At 59.5% G+C, this 21226-nt stretch carries 22 protein-coding genes and 1 pseudogene; 17 read left to right on the forward strand and 6 right to left on the reverse strand.

Going from position 1 to position 21226, the window contains the following annotated elements:
• Nucleotides 1-16: 16 nt before the first annotated feature.
• Both P0O24_RS04805 and P0O24_RS04810 read left to right on the forward strand, forming a co-directional pair.
• The gene (locus P0O24_RS04805; RefSeq protein ID WP_316968602.1) at nucleotides 17-232 is read left to right on the forward strand and encodes a hypothetical protein; all 216 of its coding nucleotides are present in this window, start codon (nucleotides 17-19) and stop codon (nucleotides 230-232) included.
• Nucleotides 233-412: 180 nt separating this feature from the next.
• Nucleotides 413-664 (forward strand): hypothetical protein, encoded by a 252-nt coding sequence (locus P0O24_RS04810; RefSeq protein WP_316968603.1) that lies wholly within the window; start codon nucleotides 413-415, stop codon nucleotides 662-664.
• A gap of 320 nt (nucleotides 665-984) precedes the next feature.
• Here P0O24_RS04810 and P0O24_RS04815 read toward each other — a convergent pair whose 3' ends face one another.
• Nucleotides 985-1557, reverse strand: coding sequence for a hypothetical protein (locus P0O24_RS04815; RefSeq protein WP_316968604.1), 573 nt, complete (start codon nucleotides 1555-1557; stop codon nucleotides 985-987).
• A gap of 130 nt (nucleotides 1558-1687) precedes the next feature.
• A complete protein-coding gene (locus tag P0O24_RS04820; RefSeq protein ID WP_316968605.1) occupies nucleotides 1688-3070 on the reverse strand; it encodes an MFS transporter in 1383 nt (460 codons plus the stop codon).
• 218 nt (nucleotides 3071-3288) lie between these two features.
• On the opposite strand from P0O24_RS04820, the gene P0O24_RS04825 reads away from it, so the two are divergent.
• Both P0O24_RS04825 and afpA read left to right on the forward strand, forming a co-directional pair.
• On the forward strand, nucleotides 3289-3888 hold the full coding sequence (locus tag P0O24_RS04825) for a flavodoxin family protein (RefSeq protein ID WP_316968606.1): 600 nt from the start codon (nucleotides 3289-3291) through the stop codon (nucleotides 3886-3888).
• A gap of 30 nt (nucleotides 3889-3918) precedes the next feature.
• Nucleotides 3919-4488 (forward strand): archaeoflavoprotein AfpA, encoded by a 570-nt coding sequence (afpA, locus tag P0O24_RS04830; protein WP_316968607.1) that lies wholly within the window; start codon nucleotides 3919-3921, stop codon nucleotides 4486-4488.
• Nucleotides 4489-4637: 149 nt separating this feature from the next.
• Here the strand turns inward: afpA and P0O24_RS04835 are convergent, their stop codons facing one another.
• Entirely contained in the window at nucleotides 4638-5027 is a 390-nt protein-coding gene (locus P0O24_RS04835; RefSeq protein ID WP_316968608.1) for a helix-turn-helix domain-containing protein, read from the reverse strand.
• Nucleotides 5028-5438: 411 nt separating this feature from the next.
• On the opposite strand from P0O24_RS04835, the gene P0O24_RS04840 reads away from it, so the two are divergent.
• Together P0O24_RS04840 and P0O24_RS04845 are read left to right on the forward strand one after the other, a co-directional pair.
• Nucleotides 5439-5708, forward strand: a complete 270-nt coding sequence (locus tag P0O24_RS04840) for a hypothetical protein (protein ID WP_316968609.1) — start codon at nucleotides 5439-5441, stop codon at nucleotides 5706-5708.
• A 2-nt stretch (nucleotides 5709-5710) separates the two neighbouring features.
• Nucleotides 5711-6553, forward strand: a complete 843-nt coding sequence (locus P0O24_RS04845; RefSeq protein ID WP_394356698.1) for a methanogenesis marker 8 protein — start codon at nucleotides 5711-5713, stop codon at nucleotides 6551-6553.
• A 22-nt stretch (nucleotides 6554-6575) separates the two neighbouring features.
• Here the strand turns inward: P0O24_RS04845 and P0O24_RS04850 are convergent, their stop codons facing one another.
• The 3 genes from P0O24_RS04850 to P0O24_RS04860 all read right to left on the reverse strand — a co-directional run bounded on the left by P0O24_RS04850 (nucleotide 6576) and on the right by P0O24_RS04860 (nucleotide 8793).
• Entirely contained in the window at nucleotides 6576-7172 is a 597-nt protein-coding gene (locus P0O24_RS04850; RefSeq protein ID WP_316968610.1) for a hypothetical protein, read from the reverse strand.
• A 111-nt stretch (nucleotides 7173-7283) separates the two neighbouring features.
• Complete coding sequence (locus tag P0O24_RS04855; protein ID WP_316968611.1) at nucleotides 7284-7727, reverse strand: hypothetical protein; 444 nt, start codon at nucleotides 7725-7727, stop codon at nucleotides 7284-7286.
• A gap of 112 nt (nucleotides 7728-7839) precedes the next feature.
• Nucleotides 7840-8793 carry an NOP5/NOP56 family protein gene (locus tag P0O24_RS04860; RefSeq protein ID WP_316968612.1) on the reverse strand — a complete coding sequence of 318 codons (954 nt, stop codon included), beginning with the start codon at nucleotides 8791-8793 and terminating at the stop codon, nucleotides 7840-7842.
• 121 nt (nucleotides 8794-8914) lie between these two features.
• Between P0O24_RS04860 and P0O24_RS04865 the strand changes: the two genes are divergently transcribed.
• From P0O24_RS04865 to P0O24_RS04915, 11 genes and pseudogenes are all read left to right on the forward strand, one after another.
• Nucleotides 8915-10165: a replication protein A gene (locus P0O24_RS04865; RefSeq protein WP_316968613.1), complete on the forward strand. Its 1251-nt coding sequence runs from the start codon at nucleotides 8915-8917 to the stop codon at nucleotides 10163-10165.
• Between the two features lies 1 nt (nucleotide 10166).
• Nucleotides 10167-10793, forward strand: a pseudogene (locus P0O24_RS04870) (RPA family protein); the annotation flags it as partial.
• A gap of 355 nt (nucleotides 10794-11148) precedes the next feature.
• Nucleotides 11149-11379 (forward strand): Lrp/AsnC ligand binding domain-containing protein, encoded by a 231-nt coding sequence (locus P0O24_RS04875; protein WP_316968615.1) that lies wholly within the window; start codon nucleotides 11149-11151, stop codon nucleotides 11377-11379.
• Between the two features lie 22 nt (nucleotides 11380-11401).
• A complete protein-coding gene (locus P0O24_RS04880; protein ID WP_316968616.1) occupies nucleotides 11402-13237 on the forward strand; it encodes a DNA topoisomerase VI subunit B in 1836 nt (611 codons plus the stop codon).
• Nucleotides 13238-14320 (forward strand): DNA topoisomerase IV subunit A, encoded by a 1083-nt coding sequence (locus P0O24_RS04885; protein WP_316968617.1) that lies wholly within the window; start codon nucleotides 13238-13240, stop codon nucleotides 14318-14320. It begins immediately after the preceding gene.
• Nucleotides 14321-14359: 39 nt separating this feature from the next.
• Complete coding sequence (locus tag P0O24_RS04890; protein ID WP_316968618.1) at nucleotides 14360-15178, forward strand: amidohydrolase family protein; 819 nt, start codon at nucleotides 14360-14362, stop codon at nucleotides 15176-15178.
• A 37-nt stretch (nucleotides 15179-15215) separates the two neighbouring features.
• Nucleotides 15216-15410 (forward strand): methytransferase partner Trm112, encoded by a 195-nt coding sequence (locus P0O24_RS04895; RefSeq protein ID WP_316968619.1) that lies wholly within the window; start codon nucleotides 15216-15218, stop codon nucleotides 15408-15410.
• A 205-nt stretch (nucleotides 15411-15615) separates the two neighbouring features.
• Nucleotides 15616-17196 carry a glutamine hydrolyzing CTP synthase gene (gene pyrG / locus P0O24_RS04900; RefSeq protein ID WP_394356699.1) on the forward strand — a complete coding sequence of 527 codons (1581 nt, stop codon included), beginning with the start codon at nucleotides 15616-15618 and terminating at the stop codon, nucleotides 17194-17196.
• 149 nt (nucleotides 17197-17345) lie between these two features.
• Entirely contained in the window at nucleotides 17346-19178 is a 1833-nt protein-coding gene (locus tag P0O24_RS04905) for an SIR2 family protein (RefSeq protein ID WP_316968621.1), read from the forward strand.
• 163 nt (nucleotides 19179-19341) lie between these two features.
• Nucleotides 19342-20613 carry an AAA family ATPase gene (locus P0O24_RS04910; protein WP_316968622.1) on the forward strand — a complete coding sequence of 424 codons (1272 nt, stop codon included), beginning with the start codon at nucleotides 19342-19344 and terminating at the stop codon, nucleotides 20611-20613.
• Between the two features lie 6 nt (nucleotides 20614-20619).
• A complete protein-coding gene (locus P0O24_RS04915) occupies nucleotides 20620-21027 on the forward strand; it encodes a DUF4276 family protein (protein ID WP_316968623.1) in 408 nt (135 codons plus the stop codon).
• The last annotated feature ends 199 nt before the right edge of the window (nucleotides 21028-21226 follow it).

Raw genomic sequence — 21226 nt, forward strand, 5'->3', positions numbered from 1 at the left:
GGATAATTTATATCCCATGGTCGCCACTTACCATCTGGAGATCTGGCAGATCGTAGTAATCTGCATCCTCTTGCTTCCGCTCTTCTTCATCGCCAACTACGTCGTAGTGACGAAGATGGTCCGGGAGAGGAAGATCCGGGAGGAGAGGGTGGACCGGTTCGTCGCCGCCAGCGTCGCGAGGGATATGAGCCCCGAGAACAGGTCGAAACCGCGTCCCAGGAGAAGGTTCTGAGACGGTCGCCCCATGGATCCTCTCAGCCCACCTGGGGTCGCTTTCTGCGATCTGGCTCTCTCATCGGTTTCTTGAACGGTCCTGGCAGAGGTGGAGGCGAGGGGCACGGCGCGGCGCATCGGCTCGATCCCGCCGCCGCGTCTCTTGACGGCCTCGATGGAATTTGAAGGGGTGTGGTTCATGTCTGAAGATATAGAGAAGATGGAAGGGAAGGATAGGAAGGAGAAGAAGGAGAAGAAGATGGTGGAGGTCTGCCCCGTCTGCGGCAGCTCCGAGCTCTACTATGAGACCGGGGGCGCCATCGGGAAGGTCTACCACTGCAAGGACTGCAACTACATCGGAGCGCTGGTGGTGGAGGCGGACGAGGAGATGGTCGAGGCGATAAAGGAGGAGTACGGGCGGGGGAAGAAGGGGAGAGAGGTGGAAGATTAAAGTGGCTCTTCGCTATTTTCATGGGGGCGACTTCAAGATAGCGATAAGCGGACTCAATCATGAAAATACCTCCCTGGGTCCTGCCTCTAAGGCGATTGGTAGCGATATCGTTCATGACGCACCTGATTTTCGGCAATCATGAAGTTGTTACGGCCGGTCCACAGGATTTGCGATCCCTTAAATTTACCGACACAAAACAGCGAAGGGCCACACACAGGACGATGAATACGGAGAGGATCGTAAGATCTCCTCCAGGCTTCTCAGGATCGGATCGGAGTGGGGGAGTGGCCATCCCATCTCCTCCCCCGGCGCCTCCGCCATCAACTCTGCCCCGCCGCCTGGAGAGACCCGATTATGATGGTGTTGTGGTGACCTCCCAGGATCAGGCCGCTCGCCTCTGCCAGCTGGACGAGGTCGCTGGTGGCGGAGCCGTCCGTCCAGCCGATCTGGGAGGCTTCGAAGATTATCGTATTGTGGTGGCCAGCGTCGATCTGGCCCGTCATCGACGAAGCCTGGATGAGGCTTCCGGAGGCGGCTCCGCCAGAGGCAGCGATCTGGCTGCTTTCTAGGACGATCGAGTTGTGATGGCCTCCGGGGATCCGGCCGTCGAGGCCTGCTGCCTCTCCCTCCTGGACCTGCTGCACCCCCTGGCCAGCGCCGACGGCCGCCGCCCATCCGGGGGCCCCGCCCGTCGTCGGCCCGCTTTCACCCCCGGCCTTCTTGATCTGGCCGTAGGGTACGTCGTTCTTCCACTTGGCCATCACAAAATCTCCGACTGCGGAGTTCTCTTGGCCGGCTGGCGCAGCACCTGTCGCTGGCGGCTTCCCGGAGACGGCCGTCGCCGATCCGAAGATCAGGACCGCCGCCACTAAAAGTACCAGATATATCCTCATATCTAACCCCCAATACTCTCAGGGTTTCCCCAAACCCCTCAAGCGCGAGAGGTACTCTCGCCTTCTGCGGGTATATAGCTGCCGATCTCTCATGAGGGGGCCCGCCCTGCCTCTGTAACTGAAGGAAGGGTCACTCCTCCTTCCTCACCCGCCCCCTCGCGAGGGACGCGAAGATCCCGACGACGCAGAGGACTACGAAGACGGAGAGGACGGCCGTCACCGCCTCCATAAACTGCGGATAGACCTCCGGGGTCACCTGGACCCTGCCCATGAAGACCGATAGGGCCGTCATGGCGATGGCCATGGAGGTCATCATCCCCAGGGACCTCATCGTCCCCACCATCCCCGAGGCGACGCCGTAGTCCCTCTTCTCTACAGAGCTCATGATGGCGTTGGTATTCGGCGACGAGAAGAAGGCGAAGCCCGTCCCCAGGAGGGCGAGGACGGCTATGATGAAGCCGACTCCGGTCTCGGCGTCGAGGCCCAGGGCGAGGAGGAGGAGCCCCACCGCCGTCAGGGCCATCCCGCCGGAGGCGACGACCTGGGCCTCCATCCGGTCGGAGAGCCTCCCCGCCCAGGGGGAGAGGACGGTCTGGACTGCAGGCTGGGCCACCAGGACGAGCCCGGCGTAGAGGGGGGAGAGCCCCTTGACCGTCTGCAGGTAAAGGGTGAGGACGAAGGCGACGGCGAAGGTCGCCCCGTAGCTGATCAGGGCCGCCAGGTTTGAGAGGGCGAAGACCCGGTTCTCCCGGAATATCCGGACGTTGAGGACGGGGCTATCGCTCTTCAGCTCCACCAGGGCGAAGGCGGCGATCCCCGCGAGGCCGAGGGCGAGGAAGGCCGCCCCGCTGGCCGACGGCAGGGAGGTGAGGCCGTAGATCGTAGAGACGAGGGCGAGGGCGTAGATGACCGAGCCGAGGCCGTCGAACCTCTCCCCGGCGGCCTCGATCCACTCCCCCTTCAGCCTTCGGACCGTCAGGAGGACGACCAATATGCCCAGGGGGACGTTCAGGAGGAATATGGACCTCCATCCCAGGTACTCGGTGAGGATCCCCCCGAGGAAGGGGCCCAGGGATAGGCCGAGGTAGACGGCGGTGACGTTGATCCCCAGGGCTCTGCCCCTCTCTCCTGGGGGGAAGACGGAGGTGAGGAGGGCTACGGACGTCCCGAAGATCATGGAGCTTCCCATCCCCTGGAAGAACCGGAAGAGTATCAGGGCGGAGCCGGAACTGGGGAAGGCGCAGAAGAGGGACGATAAGGCGAAGACCGCCATCCCCAGGGTGAAGAACCTCTTCCTCCCCCAAATGTCGGCGGCCCTCCCCAGGGGTACCATGAATACCGCCATCGCCAGGAGGTGGGCGGTCACCACCCACCCCAGGAGGACGGCGTCCATCCCAAACTCCGTCCCGATGGGAGGGAGGGCGACGTTGATCGCCGAGTTCGCGAAGGCCGGGAGGAAGGCCGCCACCGTGGCGATGAAGAGGACGCTTTTTTTGCTCTCGGCTTCGCTCATCAATCCCAAAAATGGCGAGGGGATATTTACCATCTCCCCTCGACGGAGGATGCGCCGCCGCCTACGGCGGTGGCGGCCCAGATGATGCCAAAGGTGATGAGGGTGGCTTTTGGAGTGGGGGCGCGATGGTGAGGTGATGAGCTGCTGGGGTGGTGCCAGTTGGATGCGAAGGGTGGAATGGATAAATATAAATCACATACGAAATTAATATAATCGTCATGAAGATCGTGGGAATATGTGGCAGCCCTCGGGAGAAGGCGACGGACCACGTCCTGAGGGAGGCGCTGAAGATGCTGGAGGAGAGGGGATTTTCCGCCTCTTTCTTCGGGGTCAGGGGCAAGAGAATCAGCCCCTGCCTCCACTGCGATTATTGTCTCTCAAACAAGGAGTGCAGGATAAAAGACGACATGTACGACCTCTACCCCCTCCTCCGGGACGCCGACGGTATCGTCTTTGCGACCCCCATCTACAACGGAGGCGTCTCCGCCCAGACTAAGGCGGTGATGGACCGGTGCCGGGCGCTGGTGGCCGCCGACTTCGACTTCTTCCGGGGGAAGGTCGGCATGGCGATCGCCGTCGGGGGGGACAGGATGGGGGGGCAGGAGCCGGCGATCCAGCAGATCATAAACTTCTACGTCCTCAACGGAGCAGTCCCCGTCGGCGGCGGCTCCTTCGGCGCGAACCTCGGCGCCACCTTCTGGTCGAGGGACACTCTGGAGGGGGTCGTTGATGACGAGGAGGGGTGGAGGTCCCTCAGGAAGACCGTCCGGAGGTTCTCAGATCATCTGGGGGGCGCCGTCTCCGAAAAGGAAAGATAAATCAATATGTGGATGGATAAAGGGGATATCATGACCGATAAGAGGCCGAAGAAGAAGGTGGTCTGGGGGGTCACCGGCTCCGGCGACCGGATCCGGGAGACTGCCGAGGTGATGAAGGAGATGAGGCGCCAGTATGACGACGATGTGGAGATCAGGGTCTACATATCCAAGGCCGGAGACCAGGTCGTCAAGTACTACAAGCTCTTTCCCGAGCTGGAGGCGGAGTTCGACAAGATCTGGGTGGAGGCGAACGCCAACGCTCCCTTCCTCGCGGGGCAGGTCCAGATGGGGAGATTCGAGTTCATGCTCATCGCGCCTGCCACCTCCAACACCGTCGCGAAGATATCCTTGCGGATCGCAGACACCATGCTCACCAATGCCGCCATCATGAGCCAGAAGGTCCTCCTCCCCCTCTACATAATGCCATCAGACTTTCGGGAGGGGGAGGTGACGACGAAGCTCCCCGACGGCAGAGACCTCTTGCTCGTCATAAGAAAGGAGGACGTCGAGCACGTCGAGAGGCTGGCGGCGATGGAGGGGGTCGGGATGCTGGAGCGACCCCAGGATATCCCGAAGTTATTCGAGGAGCATTTCGGCTGAAGGACGAAGGTCAGAACGCTGCCGCCACCCGCGCCGTCGGGCGAGATGTCTGGAATTTCGTCTGGCGGCGAATGGACCCCCCATCGTCCTCGCCAGCCGAATAATGAGCTTTTAGAAGAGAAGAGTTACAGATCCTATGGTTTTCCGCGTCATGAGGACTTCAGCTCTTTGAGCCTTCCGATCTTCGTCATCACCTGTTCGGTCTCTGCCCTCTTGTTCGTCTCCAGGTAGTCGATGATGTCGTATAGCCCCTTCTTGAGCTTATAGATCCGATAGGGCCTCCCCTTCCCCGGGTTCTTCTCGTCCCTCTCGGCTATCCAGTCGAGCTTCCTTAGCTCCCTCATGGCTATGCTCACCTCGGGCTGCCGGAGATCCGACCCCATCTCGATCTCGCGAGAGGTGGCCTCGTCGACGCAGGCGAGATACGTCAAGACCTTCGCCACGTTCCTCTTGAGGCCGATCTTCATCAGTATCGAAGCGAACTCATCGCGTTCAACGTTCTGAGCGGGTAGCGAAACATTCCTCAATGCGGTCACCATTGGTCTGGTAGTTATAGATCCATATATAAGTTACGTTCAAAATAATTATATCCTAATCCGGACCGGGCGAAGGTTATGCCCGGTTCGATTCCGAAGGATCGAAACTGATTTTACTGACCCTTACCCAGGAGAGCTCGATATAATATCAGGCTCATGAGGCGATCTCTTGAAAGGGCTCTACATCATTGACAGCTATCTGAAGAGCTTTGAGGCCAGGGTGGAGGAGGTCGCTAGAAGGCGACCGTCTCGTCCTGGATACGACCGCCTTCTACCTCCACTCCGGAGGGCAGCCCCACGATACAGGCTTATTGGCGAGAGGTTGCGAGGAGTTTTTCAGTTTTATACGTCGGCCTCACCGACGGCAAGATCTGCTGCCAGCTGGGGAGAGAGGGGCTCGTCGAAGGCGACGGGGTGGCAGGGTCCATCGACCGGGAGAGGAGTTACTTATTCATGAGGAGCCACGCCGCCTGCCACCTCCTCTCCTCCGTCATCTATCGGGAGACGGGGGCGATGATCACAGGCAACCAGATCGGTGAGGATAGGTCTCGGGTCGACCTTCAGGCCTGTGGAGGGACCCACGTCGGGAGGACCGGAAAGATCGGGTCCATAAAGATGCTCAAGGCCGAGAACAAGGGTAGGGCCAACAGGCGGGTCTACTTCGAAGTCTTGGACGGTGATTGATCTTGGACGAGATGGAGCTTTTGGGAAAGACTAGGGTTAAAGTCAAGGACGAGCGGGTCGTCGAGACGGGGGTGCCTCTGATCAGGTGGTGTCCCCTCTTCGATAAGGTCCGGGGGATAAAGGAGATAACCCCAGAGGCCGCGGCCGCCAACATGGTGTTTCGGATGAAAGAGCACGGGATGTTCACCCCAAGAAGGAAGCTGGAGATGGACGTCTTCGTCGGATTCGGCGCCTCGGAGGTGATGATGACGGCGACCTCCCGGAGGCTCATAGATGGCGCCGTCACCGTCTGCGACGGTGCCGGGACGGTGATCACCTCCAACCCCAGCCTCATCCAGGGGATGGGGGGCTGGATATCGGGACTCGTCAGCACCGATCCGATACCGGAAGTTCTGGCCGGCATCGAAGAGAGGGGGGGAGTCGTCCTCGACCCGGAGACTGCCAAGATCGATCAGGTGGCGGGAGCAAAGCTGGCCTCCGAGATGTGGTCTAGGTTCGCGGTCACCGTCGCCGACATGGAGGCCGCAGAGAGGCTTAGGGACCTGGAAGAAGAGCTGAAGGTCAGAATCCTCATCGTCGGGGTCCACCTGACGGGAATCGGTGAAGAGGAGGCGGAGCGGCTCCTGGCCTGCGCCGACATCGTGACTGGCTGCGCCTCCAGGTACATCCGGGAGAAGGTCCGGCCCCTCGTCCAGGTGGGGACCGCCGTCCCTCTATTCGGCCTGACGGGTTGGGGCAAGGAGGTGCTGGTGGAGAGGGCGAAGGAGGTGGACCGGCCGATCCTCATAAACACCATGCCGTTGCCGGTCCTGCCGGAGAATAAGCAGCCGCGTCCTCTCGTCTAGCTCCCCTCTTGGGGTCTATCGTTTAAGGGCAGGTCAGATACAGCTGGTTTCCGGAGCCGATCTCTTGGCGGATGTTGAAGTCGCCGATGTAGGTCCCGCCGTAGGTCATGATGGTGACGCCTTTGGAGCCGTCTTTCACCCGGGCCCCGAGCTTCGCCGTCCCCCTCCCCTGGGATGCGATCTGGTAGACTGATGCGTTATCGTTCTGGAATATGGTGGTGTCCTTGATCAGGTAATCGAGGTTGGTGTAGCTCTCGGAGATGACGGTCCCCATTTTGTAGTTCTTGGCGCAGAGGGCGTTACGAAGGTCGCTTTCGGCGTTCTGGCTGGCGAAGGGACGATGATCGAAGAACCCCCATTCGTTGAAGTACATCTCGTCCTCGCCGACGTAGGCGGTCTGTCTCCGATCGACGATCCCGCTCCCCTGGGTCCCGACTACGAGCTTCTGGCCGGAAAACCCCTTATCCGTCTGGTAGATCTTCATCTCGTCGATGTACCCGGAGAGGTATATGTAAGAGTGTTCCGTGACGTTCCCGGCGATGCTCCAGGCTCCAAGCCCCGTCGGAGATGATACGATCAAAGAGAGGACTGCGAGCGACAGCAGAGTTCTGGCCTTCATGATAAACCCCTTTTCTAAGCTTGATATTCTGGACCATCCGTTATAAATCTGATGGAGTCGGAAGCCTCCCCAGCTCTCCGCCCCGTCACCAGGAGCCGAGTCGCTCTCCCTTCACCAGGAGCCGAGGCCGACCGTCGGCCTCCTCGACGAGCCGATCTGGTGGATGATAACCCCATCGTCGTTGGAAGGCGTCGCGTCCCTTATCAGGTACACGCCGCCGGTGTAGCTCTCGGAGACGACTGTCCCAACCTCGAGATTTTTGGCCCGGAGCGCTTTACGAAGGTCGCTCTCTGAGTCCATCGGCCGGTAAGGGCGGTAGTGGAACTCGCCCCGGACGTTGAAGTATATCTCATCCTCGTCGGCGTAGGTGGCCATGGTCCTGGAGGCGGTCCCGCTGCCCCGGGTTCCGTAGACGAGCTTCGAGCCTGCTATATCCTTCTCGGTCTGGTAGATGAACATCTCGTCCATGTATCCGGAGAGGTATATGGTCGATCGTTGCTCTACGCTCTTTGCGATCTTCCAGTCTGCAAGCACCCCGGGAGACGATAGCAGCATCGAGAGAGCAATCAGCAGCGATAAAACTCTGCAGTTCATCATCTACCCCTTTCTTCATCCCCTATATTCCGAAGCGTCCGTTATAAATCTGATGGGCTTTGGCCCTCAGATCCTATCTTTCGCCTCTCATCTCGCCTTTTGCCTTCCTCTTCCCCTTGCCCCTCCTCCTCCTCCTCGGCGGGCTCTCCCTGATCTCCTCGATCCTCCGGTCCAGCGCCACCTTCAGGCGGGGGTCCCCCTCTCCGGAGTACCGGTCGATCCGAGCCGCGATGGCGAGCTTCGCCGCGAGAGCGCGAGCTGCTCGCCCCCGAAAGGCTCTCGTCGTCCCCATGATCGCAGGGTGCCTGTAGATCATGCCGTGCTTCGGCGAGGGGGCCTTTCCCCGGAGGTGCTTGAAGAGCGCCTTCTCTGCCCCCATCACCTGGATCGCCGAGGCGGGCATCTCCGATAAACTCTTGAGCCCACCGGCCCTGGAGATGATCCGGGCGGCGAGGATCGGTCCCGCGAGGTCGGTGAGGTTCGGGGCGATCTGGGCCGTCGCCGTCTCCAGGCTCTTTGTGACCGATCTCCTCGTCTCGGTGAGGACGAGGATCGATCGGGCGAACTCCCCCACTGGCCCCTCTTCTTCGGCAAGATGCTCGGCGAGGGCTCTCCCCCGGAGGCGGCGCTCGTCGGTGAGCCTCGACCACTCGAAGAGCCTCTCTTCCAGGGCGTTTATCGCCTCGTTGAGGTCGTCGAGGGCCTCGACTGTCTGGAGGAGCTCCGCCTCGGCGTCGGCCGAGGCCCGCAGCTTTCTTTTCACCAGGTCCAGGGCCACCGATCTGAGGGTGGAGTTGTACTCAGCATCGCCCTCGAAGAGCCCTCCTTTCAGGGCGAGCTTTCTGAGGTCGGGCTGGACCGCCGACGCCCAGACCTCCCCGATGGTGGTGGCGGCCGTTCTGGCGGAGGCGGGGATCGACTCTCTCGATATTCCCATAAGCCTCTCTGCCGTCTCCTCAGATCCACCGGCCAGAGAGACCTCACCGGTGGAGGTGTCGATATATCCAAACCAGGTCGTGATCTTCATCTCGATATCCTCACACTCCCCTGGTCCAATATTACTTTCGCCCCGCCGGAAGTAAGTTTATCTACCATGAAAGCCTCTTGGATATTGCCTCTCTATTGAAAAAAACTGGAGGTCAAATGTCATGAAAGAGATCGTCGAGCAGATTTTGGCTCGGCTGCGGGACCAGAAGGTGGAGGTTCCAGCAGACGAGGTGGAGAGCCGTCTGAGGCTCCTCGTTGAGAAGTTCGGAGTCCCCGAGGGCGAGGCTGCCCGGTCCGTCGTCAACTATTTTCTAAAAGAGCACGGCATCGCTCCAACGTCCTTCTCCGCCAGGAAGAGCGAGCGCCTGAAGGTGGGAGAGATCAGCGGTCCGGGCCGATGGATCGACCTGGAGGTGAAGGTGGTGGAGCTCTGGGAGCCCTCCAGCAGCGCCATATCCCAGACCGGCCTCGTCGGGGACGATACGGGAACCATCAAGTTCGTCAAATGGACGAAGTCGGACCTTCCGGAGCTCGAGCCGGGAAAGAGCTACCACTTCAAGAACGTCGTCACCGACGAGTTTCAGGGGAGGTTCAGCGTCAAGCTGAACAGGACGAGCGGGATCGAGGAGCTCGCCTCCGAGGTCGTGGCTGCCGAGGCCCCGGCCGGAGGCCCGGTCCAGGAGATGAAGATCTCAGAGATCGGAGAGGCCGGCCGGTGGATCGACCTCCGGGCTAAGGTCGTCCAGCTCTGGGACCCTACGAGCGAGACGATATCCCAGACTGGTCTCATCGGCGACGATTCTGGGGTGATCAAGTTCGTCAAGTGGGCTAAGTCCGAGCTTGCCGATCTCGCCGAAGGCGAGAGCTACCTATTCAAGAACGTCGTCACCGACGAGTTCGAGGGGAGGTTCAGCATCAAGCTGAACAGGACGAGCGGCATCGAGCCCCTGGAGGAGGAGATCGAGGTGAGCCCCCAGGAGGCGAAGTTCACGGGGGCCATGGTGGACGTCCAGAAGGGATCGGGGCTGATCAAGCGGTGCCCCATCTGCAGGAGGATGCTGACGAAGGGGGTCTGCGGCGAGCACGGAAAGCAGGAGGGGACCTACGACCTGCGGATAAAGGCGGTCCTCGACGACGGGGTGAAGGTCCAGGAGGTCCTCATCAACCGCGAGAGGACGGAGAGCCTCGTGGGGATCGAGATGGAGGAGGCGAAGACTATGGCGATGGAGGCCCTCGACCACGAGGTGGTGAGGGGTATGATCCAGGAGAGGCTCCTGGGCAGATACTACACCGTCTCCGGCCCCACCGTCGACCGGTACATCCTCGTCGAGACGATATCGCAGCTTTCCCCCGTCGCCGAGGAGGAGGTCCGTGCCCTGGCCGATCGAGCAAAATCAGAGGCGGTGATCTGAGATGGCGAGCTTCGCAAGAGAGGTGGCGAGGAGGGTCTTCGCCTCTGAGCTTCGGGACTCCGACCTATCCTTCCGGGAGAACGAGGATCAGTACGCTCCTCTTTACTTGATCACCCCTACGGGGGCGCGGTGCAACCGGGTCCTTCTGGTGGGAACCCTCACTGAGAAGGATAATCTGGGGGACGAAGTCGAGTACTGGAGGGGGAGGATCGCCGACCCCACGGGGAGCATCTTCGTCTACGCAGGCCAGTACCAGCCCGACGCCGCCCAGGTATTGGCAGCCACCGAGCCTCCGGCCTTCGTCTCCATCGTCGGCAAGCCGAGCGTCTACGAGACGGAGGACGGCAAAAGGCTGATATCCGTCAGGGCCGAGTCCGTCCAGAGGGTCGACGCCGAGACGAGGGACCGGTGGGTCCTGGAGACGGCGGCGAGAACCCTCGATCGCATAGAGGCCTTCGGGTCTTTCCTGGAGATGGGAGGGGCCGACGCCTTCTCCAGCGGCGACGAACTCCTGAAGAAGTCCCAGTCCCCAGGAGACGTGGCCGACATGGGAAAAGCCCACCTCCACTACTCGCCGGACCTGGTGAGGTACCGAGAGATGGTGGCGAAGGCCATCGAGGCCCTGAAGGCGGAGGTCTCGGTCCCGAAGGTCGGAGCCGAGAGGAGGGGAGACCCGGCGAAGGGAAGCGGCGCGAGGTCCGGGCCGGCCTGGGACGAAGACGAGCCCATGGATCTTGGGACCGAGGAGGCCGAGAGGCGTATCGGGGGGTTTGAGGACTTGGAAGAGGGACCTCTTCACTACGAAGAGGACGAGGGCATCGAGAGCGGCGAGAGGATGGAGGAGGAAGAACTCTTCTTCGGCCGAGGGGAAAAATCCTCCCCAAAGAAGAGGAAATAGCCTTGAGACCAGAGGCGAGCGAGCCGGAATTCGCCCTGAAAAGTATATATAATATGTCTGAGTTTATATTGAGTGGTGATAGAATATGGTGATCGGAGTTACTATGGTCAAAGTGGTGCCGGGACAGGAGAGGACCGTTTACAACGCCCTGAAGGAGGTCGAGGGGATCAAGGACGTCTATCACGTCTTCGGCGAGTACGACTTCGTGGTGGTTCTGGAGGTGGAGGGGCTCTCCGTCTTAAACCGCCTCGTGGACACCATCCGTGAGATTCACAACGTGACCGCGACCCAGACGGTGGTGGGGGCTGAGCTCTGAAAGCTCCCTCCTCTTTTCTGATATGGAGATAGCAGAGGAGCTGGCCAAGCACCAGAAGGCCATCTCCGTCGCCGAGTTTTTCGAGAAGAACCGCCAGATCCTGGGGTTCGACTCAGCCCCCAGGGCTCTCATAACCACCGTCAAGGAGGCTGTGGACAACTCCCTGGACGCCTGCGAGGAGTCGGATATCCTCCCGGACATCTTCGTCCAGATCATGAGGCGTGGCGAGGGGTTCCGGGTGGTGGTGGAGGACAACGGCCCCGGGATCGTCGGCAGTGAGGTTCCCCGGGTCTTCGCCAAACTCCTTTACGGATCGAGGTTCCACACCCTCAAGCAGAGCCGGGGGCAGCAGGGTATAGGGATCTCCGCTGGGGTCCTCTACTCCCAGCTCACCACAGGAAGGCCGACGGCGGTCACCACCAGGATCGGACCGACCCACGGTGCGGGGCGGTGGGAGCTGATGATCAACACCGCCACCAACGAGCCTGAGATCCTGAAGACGGAGGAGACGGACTGGGACCGCCCCCACGGGACGAGGGTGGAGCTGGAGATGGAGGGGTCCTACGTCCGGAGCCGCAGGCAGTCGATTTATGGCTATTTGAAGAACGTGGCGATAGTAAACCCCCACGCCCGGATCACCCTCATCGAGCCCGACGGTAACGTCGAGGTCTTCGAGAGGGCGACGGATAAGCTGCCTCGGCCTTCCTACGAGATCAAGCCCCACCCCTGGGGGATGGAGCTCGGGGGCCTCATCAAGATGCTCCGGTACACCGACAAGAAGAAGCTGAGAGTGTTCCTCCAGGGGACCTTCTCCAGCGTCGGGGCGATCATCTCCTCGGAGATCTGCGAGAGGGCGGAGCTCGACCCCGAGATGGCGCCCCAGGACCTCACCCACGCCGAGGCGACGCGCCTATTAGCCGCCTTCAAGCAGATGCGGCTGAAGTCGCCGCCCACCGATTGCCTCTCCCCCATCGGGGAGGATCTGATTCGTGCAGGGCTGGAGAAGGAGTATCGGGTCGACTTCGTCGCCACCGCCACACGGCCGGTGGCGGTCTACTCCGGTAACCCCTTCCAGGTGGAGGTGGGGCTCGCCTACGGCGGCGAGCTGAAGGCCGACGGGAAGGTGGACGTATTGAGGTTTGCAAATAGAGTTCCCCTCCTATACCAGCAGGGGGGGTGCGCCATGACCCATGCCATCGAGAACGTCTCCTGGAAGACCTACTCCCTCTCCCAGCCCGGAGGCGGGGTCCCCACAGGTCCCGTCGCCCTCATCGTCCACATCGCCTCGACGAACATCCCCTTCACCTCTGAGTCGAAGGACGCCGTCGCCGACGTCCCCGAGATCGTCGCGGAGGTGGAGCTGGGGCTGAAGGAGGTGGGGCGGAAGCTGCGAAGGTACCTCTCCAAGAAGTCGGCCCTCTCGGAGAGGAAGGAGAAGGAGGAGATCATAAGGAAGCTCCTTCCTAGGATATCAAAGAAGCTGGCGGAGCTCCTCGAGCGGGAGGAGCCTGACATAAACCCCGTCGTCGCCAAGATCATGGGAAACCTCCTCGTCAAAAGGTCCATCGTCTCCGAGAACGGCGAGGCCTTTGTGACCCTGCACGTCGCAAACTACGGCGACTCTGCCTGCGCCTTCAAGCTCCACGAGACGGTCTCGGTGGAGGCGAGGTCCACAGAGCCCCCCGCACGGGTGATCCCCCTGGGGGACGGCTACGACCACCTCTGGAAGGTCTCCCTCCGGCCGGGGGAGAGGCAGAGCATCAGCTACACCGTCCCCTCGGAGGGGGTCAGCTTCTCCGAACCGGTCATCGAGGGGGTAGCATCCGAGCTCGTCAGCGGGGCGAAGGTGGTGGGATAGATGAAGGAAGCGGCGGTTACAAAAGAGAGGCTCCTGGGGCTCGCCGAGACGCTTTATGACCAGTTCCAGGAGGGGATCGTCCCCCATCTCGCCCTCCCCAGCAGGACGAAGAAGAACATCGAGTACGACCAGGATGGGGAGGTCTGGGTATACGGCGACCAGGAGAGCATCAGGTCCGTCAAGACCGTCCGGGGCGCTAAGAGCGTCCTCAAGACCACCTACCTGGTGGAGCTTCTCATAAACGAGCACCTCAAGAACAATCGGGGCTCCACCTTGAGGGAGATATACTACATCTCCGAGAACTGGGACGTCGCCAAGTTCGGGGAGCAGGCCGAGAGCGACCGGCTCGTCGAGGACCTGGAGATCCTCACCTACCTCCTGCGAGAGGACTTCCACGTCAGGCCTGAGGAGGATGGGGCCACCGTCTTCGGCCCCCTCACCATCAGCGAGAAGACCCGGAGGGGCGAGAGGACGATCCACTGCCAGGAGGACGTCGGGGAGGCAGGCTACCAGATCCCCTTCAACGTCGACAACGTCGAGTTCAAAGGTCACGACGCCAAGTTCGTCGTCGCCATAGAGACCGGCGGGATGCACGCAAGGCTCATCGAGAACGGTTTCGACCAGGAGCACGACGCCATCCTCGTCCACCTGAAGGGGCAGCCCGCACGGTCGACGCGCCGGCTGATAAAGAGGCTGAACGAGGAGCTCAGCCTACCGGTCGTCATATTCACCGACGGCGACCCCTGGTCTTACCGGATCTACGCCTCCGTCGCCTACGGCGCCATCAAGAGCGCCCACCTCTCCGACTACCTGGTGACCCCGGCGGCCCAGTTCCTGGGGGTCCAGCCGACGGACATCGTCAACTACGACCTCTCGACGGACAAGCTCACCGACCAGGACCTCCAGGCCCTCCGCAGTGAGCTCTCGGACCCGAGGTTCGCCACCGACTACTGGAAGGAGCAGATCCAGCTGCAGTTGAAGCTATCGAAGAAGGCTGAGCAGCAGGCCTTCGCCGGAAAGGGTCTCGACTTCGTGACGAGGGTCTACCTCCCCGAGAGGCTCTCGGAGATGGGGATGATATAGAGTCTATAGAGTCCCAGCGGGGCGAAATTTTATATATTTTTGAGCGGTCCTCAGGCTGTGGTCATCGACTTTCACGCTCACATCTACACCGACGATATGGCGCCCAAGGCGATATCCTCCGTCAAGAGGAGGATGGGGGTTCGGGTGCCGGGGCTGGGGACCGTCTCAGACCTCAAGGAATCGATGGCGAAAGCAGGCGTCGAAAGGTCGGTCATCCTCCCCCTCGCTCCCCTCCCCAGGCACGTGGGGCCAACCAACGACTTCTTCATCGCTGCCGCGGGGAACGGAGACGGCCTCATCCCCTTCGGCTCCATCCACCCCTTTCAAGAAGACCTCGAGGAGGAGCTCGACCGGCTCCTGGCCTCCGGCGTCCAGGGGGTGAAGGCTGTCCCCTTCATGCAGAGATTCTATCCCGACGACCCGAGGTGCGACCGGCTCTACGATGGCGTAGCCGAGCGGGGGATGCTCCTCCTCCTCCACGCCGGCAAAGTCCCCGAGGACCTTCCGGAGTTCTTCGGGACCCCCGACCGGTTCGCCCGGATGGCGAAGCGCCACCCTGACCTCGTCGTCGTCCTCGCACACCTGGGCGGATGGGAGATGTGGTCGGCCGTCCGGGAGTACCTCATCCCGGCTGAGGAGAACGTCTACTTCGACACCGCCTACATCTCGCCGAGCCTCTCCTCAGAGGAGGCGGGCGATCTGATAAGGGAGATCGGAGCCGACCGGGTCTTATTCGGGACCGACTACCCCTGGACCGACCAGGCGGAGGAGATCGAGTTCGTCGAGGGGATGGACCTTCCGGCCCGGGAGAAGAGGATGATACTCTCGCAGAACGCCCGAAGGCTCCTCTTCCTCTGAGCCAACTTTTTTAACGGATCAATATGGTGATAATAGCATGAAGCGCGATCTGATGGAGATTCTGGCATGCCCGATGTGCAAGGGAGATCTGGACCTCGAAGTATTCGAGGAGAAGGACGGGGAGATCCTGAAGGGGAAGCTCTGCTGCAAGGGTTGCGGCGAGTCCTACCCCATCGAGGACGGGATACCGAATATGCTCCCGCCGGAGCTGCGGGAGGAGATGGCCCGCTAGGCGGTCCGGAGGTCCTCCGCGTCCGTCGCATCAGCCGTCCATGGGAGCCGTCTCTTCAGTAGCCAGAATCCTCCCCCTTTTCAGATCCCCGTTTAAAAGATCTCTCCAAATTCCCTTTTATTCTGATCGTCACTCTTATGTAGGGACGAAAACCCTTCCCGGATACGTGATAAGCGCAAGATACATCGTCGTTACGGGCGGGGTGATGAGCGGCCTGGGCAAGGGGATCACCGCCGCCTCCATCGGTCGGATGTTGATGGAGCAGGGCTACAAGGTGACGGCCATCAAGATCGACCCCTACATAAACATCGACGCGGGGCTGATGAGCCCCTTCCAGCACGGCGAGGTCTTCGTCCTCAAGGACGGGGGGGAGGTGGACCTGGACCTCGGAAACTACGAGCGATTTTTGGACGTGGAGCTGACCCGAGACCACAACATCACCACCGGGAAGGTCTACAAGAGCGTCATCGAGAAGGAGAGGCGCGGCGAGTATCTGGGCAAAACGGTCCAGATCATCCCCCATGTCACCAACGAGATCAAGGAGAGGATCCGGACGGTGGCGCGGGAGAGCGGCTGCGACGTCTGCGTCATCGAGGTCGGCGGGACCGTCGGCGACATCGAGGGGATGCCCTTCCTGGAGGCTATGAGGCAGCTTCGAAACGAAGAGATGGGCAACATCGCCTTCGTCCACGTCACCCTCGCCCCGACGACGACGGACGGCGAGCAGAAGACGAAGCCGACCCAGCACAGCGTCAAGGAGATGAGGGCCCTGGGCCTTCAGCCCGACATCGTCGCCGTCCGGTGCACAAAGCCCCTCCGGGACGAGACGAAGTCGAAGATCTCCCTATTCTGCGACGTCCCCGTCGAGGGGGTCGTCTCAAACCACGACGTCGACGACGTCTACAAGGTCCCACTCCTCCTCGACGAGCAGAGGACGCCCCTCTACCTGATGAAGATGCTCCGGCTCTACCCCCAGGAGCACAGGACCGACTGGGTGGAGCTGATCGAGAAGATGGTCGCCGTCAGGGACTCCGTCAAGATGGCGATCGTCGGAAAGTACACCGCCGGATCGCAAGGGACGACCCACATGGAGGACACATACCTCTCGATCCGCGAGGCCCTCAAGCACGCCGGGATCGAGGCCGGGGCCTGGCCCGATATATCCTGGATCGACGCCGAGGATCTGGAGAAGAGATCGGCCGGGGCGGTCCTGGAAGAGTTCGACGGGATCCTCGTCCCCGGAGGCTTCGGCGCCCGGGGGACGGCGGGGAAGATGGCGGCGATAAAATACGCCCGGGAGAACGCCGTCCCGTATCTGGGGATCTGTTTTGGGATGCAGCTCGCCGTCGTCGAGTTCTGCTGCCACGTCCTGGGCCTTGCCGCCGCCAGCTCCACCGAGTTTGGCGATACCCCCCACCCGGTCATCACCATCCTCCCCGAGCAGGAGGGGGTGGAGGATATGGGGGCGACGATGCGCCTCGGCGACTACGAGGCGATCCTCCGGGAGGGGTCCCTCGCCGAGGAGATCTACGGCTCCCTTCGAATCGTCGAGCGCCACCGCCACCGCTACGAGGTGAACCCCGAGTACATCCCCAGGATCGAGGAGAAGGGGATGATCTTTTCGGGGAAGAACAGCAACCGGATGGAGATCGCCGAGATCCCCGGCCATCCCTTCTTCTTCGCCACCCAGTTCCACCCCGAGATGAAGTCGAGGCCCGGCCGCCCCTCGCCGCCGTTCCTGGCATTTGTAAGGGCGATGAGGGAGAGGGCAGGGAAGCGGGGGTAATGGGGCGAAAAAAAGATATGCTGCGCCGCTGTGGCCGGCGGCGCGGGAAATATTTTTGGCTCCTTCCTGGTGCCCCACCCACGACCACCTAAGATGCTGTAGGCGAGGATACCGATTGATTTATGTAAGTAATTTGCCGAGTTGATATCATGATAGATCCCCTGGTTTCGCTGGCGTTTTCCATCCAGGCCAACAGGGGCGTTTACGCCCTTCTGTTGGGTTCGGGCGTCTCTCGGTCTGCTCAAATCCCGACGGGCTGGGAGATCGTTTTGGATCTTATAAGAAAGCTGGCGAAACTTGAACGCGAAGATTGCGAGCCCGATCCAGCAGCCTGGTACAAGGCCAAGTTTGGCAAAGATCCGGATTATTCAGAGTTGCTTGATACGATCGCCAAATCTCCAGCCGAGCGAAATCAGCTTTTAAAAAATTATTTTGAGCCCGATGAAGTGGAAAGGCAAGAAGGCAAAAAGCTGCCAACTGCAGCCCACAAGGCCATAGCAAGGATGGTCGCTCGGGGCTATATTCGAGTTGTTGTTACGACAAATTTCGATCATCTGCTAGAAAAAGCTCTGGCCGAAGAGGGGATCGAGCCAACGGTCATCAGCACCGCGGATTCGGTTAAAGGTGCGTTACCACTCGTACACACTAATTGCACCATCATCAAAGTGAACGGAGATTATCTGGATACTCGAATCAGAAATACCCGCGAAGAGCTGGCTATTTATGAGGAAGATATCAATCACCTTCTCGATCGCGTCTTCGACGAGTTCGGTCTAATCGTCTCTGGCTGGTCGGGTGAGTGGGACACCGCTTTGCGCTCCGCCCTGGAAAGATGCAAGAACCACAGGTTCACAACTTATTGGACAGATATCAGACCTCCAGATGGTAACGCTATTAGGCTAATTCAGCTGCGCAAGGGCGAGTTTATTCAAATTCAAAGCGCTGATGCATTTTTCGATGAATTGTCTGAGAAAGTCTTCATCTTGGAAGAGTACAACAGCCCTCATCCCCTTTCTGTAAAGGCGCTAGTGGCCCAAGTTAAAAAATACCTTGTCGAAGAACGCTATGAGATTCGTCTTCACGACCTAATGAATCAGGAAGTTGAGAGAGTTTATAAAGAACTATCTGATAGAGAAAAATTCCCTGTTGATGGGTTCTACGGAGACGATTTTGGTGATGAGATCAGAAGACAAGTGAGGCTTTATGAATCAATTACAGAGCCCTTACTGGCTATGATTATAACAGGATGTCGCTGGGGTAAGGAATCTCATAGTCATCTTTGGGTAAATTGCCTTAATCGAATTGCAAACCCGCCCGAAGAAAGAAAACGAAATTCTGCGCTTCATAAACTACAAATGTATCCCGCCCTTCTTCTGCTCTATGGAGGTGGGATGGCTTCGATTGCAGCTGGAAAATATAGTACGTTTGCTTCACTCCTTACTGTTCCCAAAATCAGACCCACACATGTTGAAGAATGCCCTATTGTTCTTGCCCTACATCCATGGTCGGTTATGGACAGGCCAGAAATTCAAAGATTGTTACCTGTATTAGAAAGGAGTCTTATACCACTTAGTAATCATTTGAATGATATACTTAGAGATCCACTTCGAGAGATCCTACCGCAGGATGCTAATTATCAAGAATGTTTCGATCGCTTTGAATATTTGTCTGCATTAGTTCACGCGGATTTACGTAACGAATATGACGATGATGACGATGAAATTTGGGCTCCAGTGGGTCTTTTTGGCTATCGATCTAGACTTTCTCAAAGAGATACCAGTATTATGAATAGGATTCAATTAGAGTTCGAAAATTCGACTCAAACATATATTGATTCTGGGGATGGTGTGCCAACCAAGCGGGTGGATTCAACGTGGCCTCCGTTGAGGGCAGGTCTTTTTAGCGGTAGTGCAGAGCGACTTATATTGATTAAGCGAAAATTCGATGAATTGGTTGCGGAAGTCAGCAGAAGTAGATTGTGACAGAGACCGAAGATGATGGGCGTATGAACCGCCAAGTCAAACTAAACCTAGATGAGCCCCTTGGCATCTCCCGGTTGGGTTTGCCTCCAACACTCTAGATAAAAAATATCACGGAACTTATTTGTCCCAATATCCCATAAAACCACCCCTCGGAGTCCCTCCCATGACCGACCTGAAAAGCCCCAGCCATTCCGTCCCCCGGATCGAATCGATCAGGATCAAGAACTACCGGGCGCTCTGCGACCTGGAGCTCAAACCCCTCGCGCCCCTCACCGCCCTCCTCGGCCCCAACGGCAGCGGCAAGTCCACGGTCTTCGACGTCTTCGCCTTCCTCTCTGAGTGCTTCTCGGTGGGCCTGCGGCGGGCCTGGGACAAGAGGGGGCGGTTCAAGGAGCTTCGCACCCGGGGGACGGCCGGCCCCATCGAGATCGAATTGAAGTACCGGGAGCGGAGCAATCTTCCCCTCATCACCTACCACTTATCCATCGACGAGGGGCTGACGGGTCCGGTGGTGGCCGAGGAGTGGCTCCAGTGGAGGCGCGGGAGGCAGGGCAAGCCCTTCCGGTTCCTCGACTTCAAAAACGGCGAGGGGCGAGTCGTCAGCGGGGAGATGCCCGATGAAAAGGACGAGCGGGTCGAGGAGAGGCTCGACTCCCCCGAGATGCTGGCGGTGAACACCCTCGGTCAGTTCGCAAAGCACCCAAGGGTCAGCGCCCTGCGGCGGTTCATCACCGGCTGGCACGTCTCCTACCTCACCGCCGACAGCGTCCGGGGCGTCGCCGAGGCGGGTCCCCAGGAGCGGCTCTCCACCACCGGAGATAACCTCCCCAACGTCATCCAGTACCTGAAAGAGCAGCACCCCGAAAGGCTGGCGGAGATCCTGGCCACCCTATCTCGCCGGGTGCCCCGGCTGGAGAGGGTCGAATCCGAGTTCATGCCCGACGGCCGCCTCCTTCTGGAGATCAAAGACGCACCCTTCGAGAAGCCGATCCTGGCAAAGTTCGCCTCCGACGGGACCCTCAAGATGCTCTCCTACCTCACCGTCCTTTACGATCCAGACCCGCCCCAGCTTCTGGGGATCGAGGAGCCGGAGAACCACTTGCATCCCCGGATACTGCCGGAGCTGGCTGAAGAGTGCCGGAACGCCTCCAGCAGAACGCAGCTATTGGTCACCACCCACTCCCCCTTCTTCGTCAACGGCCTCCTCCCCGAAGAGGTCTGGGTCCTCAGCCGCGACGAGAAGGGCTATACCCGGGCGAAGCGGGCCGCCGACATGAGGGGGATAAAGGAGTTCATGGAGGAGGGGGCGAAGCTCGGCCACCTCTGGGTGGAGGGCTTCTTCGAGATCGGAGACCCTCTCCTTGAGTCCTCACCATCATCCCGAAGTTCCGCCAGTTCCGACAGCACCGAGACGGAAGAGAAAGCCGCCGAGTGATCTGTCATGCACATCGAGTTTCTGGTCGAAGAGCCCTCGGCAGAGGCTGCCTTGAGAAATCTGGTGCCCAGGATCGTGCCAGGCGTTGATGTACAGTTCCGCGTCTTCCAGGGCAAGCAAGACCTCCTCTCCAAGCTTCCCGGCCTCTTGAAGGGCTACAGAAGGTGGATTCCTGCCGACTGGAGGATAGTGGTGCTGGTCGACGAAGACCGGCAGGACTGCACTAAGCTGAAAGCAGAGATGGAGAGGGCGGCAGAAGATGCTGGCTTGATAACGAGAAAGATCGCCGGAGGCGGCTCCAGTTTCCAGGTCTTGAACAGGATATCGATTGAAGAGCTGGAGGCATGGTTCTTCGGGGATCTTCAGGCCCTTCACCTCGCTTATTCTAGCCGGCATTTCGCATTAACGGTTTGAACGCTCATTAATTTTCCTGCTATCGATTTTTTGAGAATAGATATCAATCGACTCTGTATAGAGATCAAATAAGGCCAGCTTCATAAAGACTAAGAATATAATTATTAAATTTTTATAATATACTGAATTGTTAATATCGTGTTGACAAATTCTAGTAAAATTATTTTAAACAAAATTTAAGTTAAACGTTTGAATTTAT

The sequence above is a fragment of the Candidatus Methanocrinis alkalitolerans genome (assembly GCF_029167205.1).
GTDB lineage: Archaea > Halobacteriota > Methanosarcinia > Methanotrichales > Methanotrichaceae > Methanocrinis > Methanocrinis alkalitolerans.

Excerpts from the sequence above, each read along its gene's own strand:
- P0O24_RS04815 (WP_316968604.1), bottom strand. The coding sequence starts at position 1,557 with ATGAGGATATATCTGGTACTTTTAGTGGCGGCGGTCCTGATCTTCGGA.
- P0O24_RS04825 (WP_316968606.1), top strand. The coding sequence starts at position 3,289 with ATGAAGATCGTGGGAATATGTGGCAGCCCTCGGGAGAAGGCGACGGAC.
- P0O24_RS04850 (WP_316968610.1), bottom strand. The coding sequence starts at position 7,172 with ATGAAGGCCAGAACTCTGCTGTCGCTCGCAGTCCTCTCTTTGATCGTA.
- afpA (WP_316968607.1), top strand. The coding sequence starts at position 3,919 with ATGACCGATAAGAGGCCGAAGAAGAAGGTGGTCTGGGGGGTCACCGGC.
- P0O24_RS04905 (WP_316968621.1), top strand. The coding sequence starts at position 17,346 with ATGATAGATCCCCTGGTTTCGCTGGCGTTTTCCATCCAGGCCAACAGG.
- P0O24_RS04805 (WP_316968602.1), top strand. The coding sequence starts at position 17 with ATGGTCGCCACTTACCATCTGGAGATCTGGCAGATCGTAGTAATCTGC.
- P0O24_RS04885 (WP_316968617.1), top strand. The coding sequence starts at position 13,238 with ATGAAGGAAGCGGCGGTTACAAAAGAGAGGCTCCTGGGGCTCGCCGAG.
- P0O24_RS04875 (WP_316968615.1), top strand. The coding sequence starts at position 11,149 with ATGGTGATCGGAGTTACTATGGTCAAAGTGGTGCCGGGACAGGAGAGG.
- P0O24_RS04865 (WP_316968613.1), top strand. The coding sequence starts at position 8,915 with ATGAAAGAGATCGTCGAGCAGATTTTGGCTCGGCTGCGGGACCAGAAG.
- P0O24_RS04860 (WP_316968612.1), bottom strand. The coding sequence starts at position 8,793 with ATGAAGATCACGACCTGGTTTGGATATATCGACACCTCCACCGGTGAG.
- P0O24_RS04835 (WP_316968608.1), bottom strand. The coding sequence starts at position 5,027 with ATGGTGACCGCATTGAGGAATGTTTCGCTACCCGCTCAGAACGTTGAA.
- P0O24_RS04855 (WP_316968611.1), bottom strand. The coding sequence starts at position 7,727 with ATGCTGCTATCGTCTCCCGGGGTGCTTGCAGACTGGAAGATCGCAAAG.
- P0O24_RS04820 (WP_316968605.1), bottom strand. The coding sequence starts at position 3,070 with ATGAGCGAAGCCGAGAGCAAAAAAAGCGTCCTCTTCATCGCCACGGTG.
- P0O24_RS04915 (WP_316968623.1), top strand. The coding sequence starts at position 20,620 with ATGCACATCGAGTTTCTGGTCGAAGAGCCCTCGGCAGAGGCTGCCTTG.
- pyrG (WP_394356699.1), top strand. The coding sequence starts at position 15,616 with ATGAGCGGCCTGGGCAAGGGGATCACCGCCGCCTCCATCGGTCGGATG.
- P0O24_RS04880 (WP_316968616.1), top strand. The coding sequence starts at position 11,402 with ATGGAGATAGCAGAGGAGCTGGCCAAGCACCAGAAGGCCATCTCCGTC.
- P0O24_RS04910 (WP_316968622.1), top strand. The coding sequence starts at position 19,342 with ATGACCGACCTGAAAAGCCCCAGCCATTCCGTCCCCCGGATCGAATCG.
- P0O24_RS04810 (WP_316968603.1), top strand. The coding sequence starts at position 413 with ATGTCTGAAGATATAGAGAAGATGGAAGGGAAGGATAGGAAGGAGAAG.
- P0O24_RS04895 (WP_316968619.1), top strand. The coding sequence starts at position 15,216 with ATGAAGCGCGATCTGATGGAGATTCTGGCATGCCCGATGTGCAAGGGA.